Below are 2,589 nucleotides of genomic sequence, written 5' to 3' on the forward strand. Positions count from 1 at the left end.
CATTATTCCTGCACTGCGTTTGGAAAGGGCGCATGGCTAAAAAAATCGACGGCTCCAAAGTCGCCTTAGCGATTTTGTTCTAAAGAAATTTAAGTGGCTTTAAGTATTATTTTTAGGTGTATCATTTTAGTTATTAATCACATTCATGACAATTAAAATTTAAATGAAAGATAGTTGTACTATCTTCACTACATGTTGCCCCACATATTGTACATTCTTTATTGTAACTTGAGTTATAAGTTACAATCTCACAATTATCTTTTGTATCATTAAATTCATGATACGAAACTTTACCACTATCTACATTTGCTTTTGTAATTTTCCATGAGTGAGTAGGTTCATTTGTATTTGCAAAAACGTTAAGTGAAGTAGAACCTAAACAAATAAATGCTAATACTCCGCATAATAAAAATTTTTTCATAAATTTCAACTCCTTCAATCAATATTAACATAATATGTAAATAATAAAAGTTAATTTTAATATAGCAAATTGACGAAAAGTTAAGAAAATATGCAAAAATAAAATGAATTATCAATTAAATCAATAAAAATATAAAATATTTTTAAATAAATATTGAAAATATTATTAAATTATTATATTATATTAATAATTAAAGAATGATTTTATTTATCTTATCTACAAAGGGGGAAGTGGACATGAATGAAAAACGGGATCAATGGGGTAGCAAATTGGGATTTATTATTTCGGCTATAGGTTCAGCAGTAGGCTTAGGTAATATATGGAGATTTCCATATGTAGCATATTCAAATGGTGGAGGAGCATTTTTAATTCCTTACTTTTTTGCTATTTTTACTGCAGGTATACCATTATTAATATTAGAATATGGAATGGGGCATAAATATAAAGGATCAACACCACTTGCAATGGCAAGAGTAAATAAAAAGTGGGAGTGGCTTGGTTGGTGGCCTACAATCAGTGCATTTATTATACTATGCTATTATTCAATGATTTTAAGCTGGGCTATTAATTATTTAAGATTTAGTTTTACTAGAGGTTGGGGAAATGATTCAAATTCATTTTTTCATAATGATTTTTTACATTTAACTTCATCACCATTCGATTTTGGTGGGATAGTTTGGCCTATATTTATAGGAATCGCTATTATTTGGCTAATTAATTGGACTATTTGTTATAAAGGAATAAAAGGTGGAATAGAAAAAGTAAATAAAGTTCTATTACCAATGTTAATAATAATTATGGTTGTAATAGCCATTAGGGGAGTAACATTAGAAGGTGCATCTTTAGGATTAAATACATTATTTACACCAGATTGGTCAAAAGTGTTAGAACCAAAAGTATGGATAGCAGCATATGGACAAGTATTTTTTTCATTAAGTTTAGCCATGGGAATAATGATAACATACTCAAGTTATTTACCAAAGGAAACAGACATTAACAATAGTGCTTTTATGACAGCTTTTGCTAATTGTGGTTTTGAGTTTTTATGTGCTATAGCAGTTTTTGGAATATTAGGTTATATGGCTAATGTTCAAGGTGTTTCTGTGTCAGAAGTTGCTTCAAGTGGAGTTGGTCTTGCGTTTATAGTATTTCCAGAAGTATTTAGCGCAATGGGAAGCTGGGGAATTATTTTAGGAGTTTTATTTTTTGCATGTTTAATATTTGCAGGTATTACATCTACAGTTTCGTTAACAGAAGCAGTATCAGCGCCATTTGTGGATAAATTTGGATGGAAGCGTAATAAAGTAATAACAGTATTTTGTTTAATAGGATTTTCAACAAGTTTACTTTTTGCAAGTGGAGCAGGATTATATCTATTAGATATAATAGATAACTTTATAAACAATTACGGAATAGTTGTTGTTGGATTATTAGAAGTAACTTTAGTAGGATGGATATTAAAACCTTATATAATAAGAGAGCATACAAACGATATATCATATTTTAGAATAGGCAAATGGTGGGATGTTACAGTCAAATATTTAACACCAGCAATATTAATATTTATGTTAGTACAAAGTTTAATTACAGAAATTAAATCTCCATATGGTGGATATTCATTAAGAGCATTATTTATGTATGGTTGGAGTGTAATATTAATAGGAATAGTATCATCAATTATTATTACTAAAAAACCATGGAAAAATAAAAATATAGATAATTTTGAAGAGCAATAAAAGTATATAGGAGGAATTTATAATGAACAGCATAGCAATAACTTTCTTTGGATTAGGTGCAGTGGTTTTATGGGGAGGTTTAATGTTAACATTAGGTATAACAATTTATAACGAGAAAAAATTAAAAGTACAATAAATAATTAGAATGACTAAGGAAATACTATATTATGACCTTAGTCATTTTTAATATCTTAACTTGGAGTATTTTAATTTTTTCAAATGTTTTATTATAATATAAGTATATAATTTCTATTATTATCCATATATTAAAAGATAAACATTTAAACTCCCATAAAGAAAAGAGTTTAAATTTAGTATAAGTTAATAAATAGAAATAATTAATATATAAAGGCTATGTTTTAGCAGAGTGTTGATATATGCATAAGCAAAGTGGACTGAGTAATTGAACTTAGGAATGCTAAAATGAGTATA

General features: G+C 27.5%; 3 protein-coding genes. 2 read left to right on the plus strand and 1 reads right to left on the minus strand.

Annotation, left to right across the window (positions count from 1 at the left end; genetic code table 11):
• Positions 1-133: 133 nt before the first annotated feature.
• A complete protein-coding gene (locus tag RGC78_RS16035) occupies positions 134-421 on the minus strand; it encodes a hypothetical protein (RefSeq protein WP_252217003.1) in 288 nt (95 codons plus the stop codon).
• Between the two features lie 236 nt (positions 422-657).
• Here RGC78_RS16035 and RGC78_RS16040 point away from each other — a divergent pair, with 236 nt between their 5' ends.
• Together RGC78_RS16040 and RGC78_RS16045 are read left to right on the plus strand one after the other, a co-directional pair.
• On the plus strand, positions 658-2,157 hold the full coding sequence (locus tag RGC78_RS16040; RefSeq protein ID WP_252217005.1) for a sodium-dependent transporter: 1,500 nt from the start codon (positions 658-660) through the stop codon (positions 2,155-2,157).
• A 22-nt stretch (positions 2,158-2,179) separates the two neighbouring features.
• Positions 2,180-2,293 (plus strand): MetS family NSS transporter small subunit, encoded by a 114-nt coding sequence (locus tag RGC78_RS16045; RefSeq protein WP_252217007.1) that lies wholly within the window; start codon positions 2,180-2,182, stop codon positions 2,291-2,293.
• Positions 2,294-2,589 lie beyond the last annotated feature (296 nt).

The sequence above is a fragment of the Clostridium aquiflavi genome (assembly GCF_031344075.1).
GTDB classification, from domain to species: Bacteria; Bacillota; Clostridia; order Clostridiales; family Clostridiaceae; genus Clostridium; species Clostridium aquiflavi.

Coding starts and splice junctions, on each gene's coding strand:
- RGC78_RS16045 (WP_252217007.1), top strand. CDS start 2,180: ATGAACAGCATAGCAATAACTTTCTTTGGATTAGGTGCAGTGGTTTTA.
- RGC78_RS16035 (WP_252217003.1), bottom strand. CDS start 421: ATGAAAAAATTTTTATTATGCGGAGTATTAGCATTTATTTGTTTAGGT.
- RGC78_RS16040 (WP_252217005.1), top strand. CDS start 658: ATGAATGAAAAACGGGATCAATGGGGTAGCAAATTGGGATTTATTATT.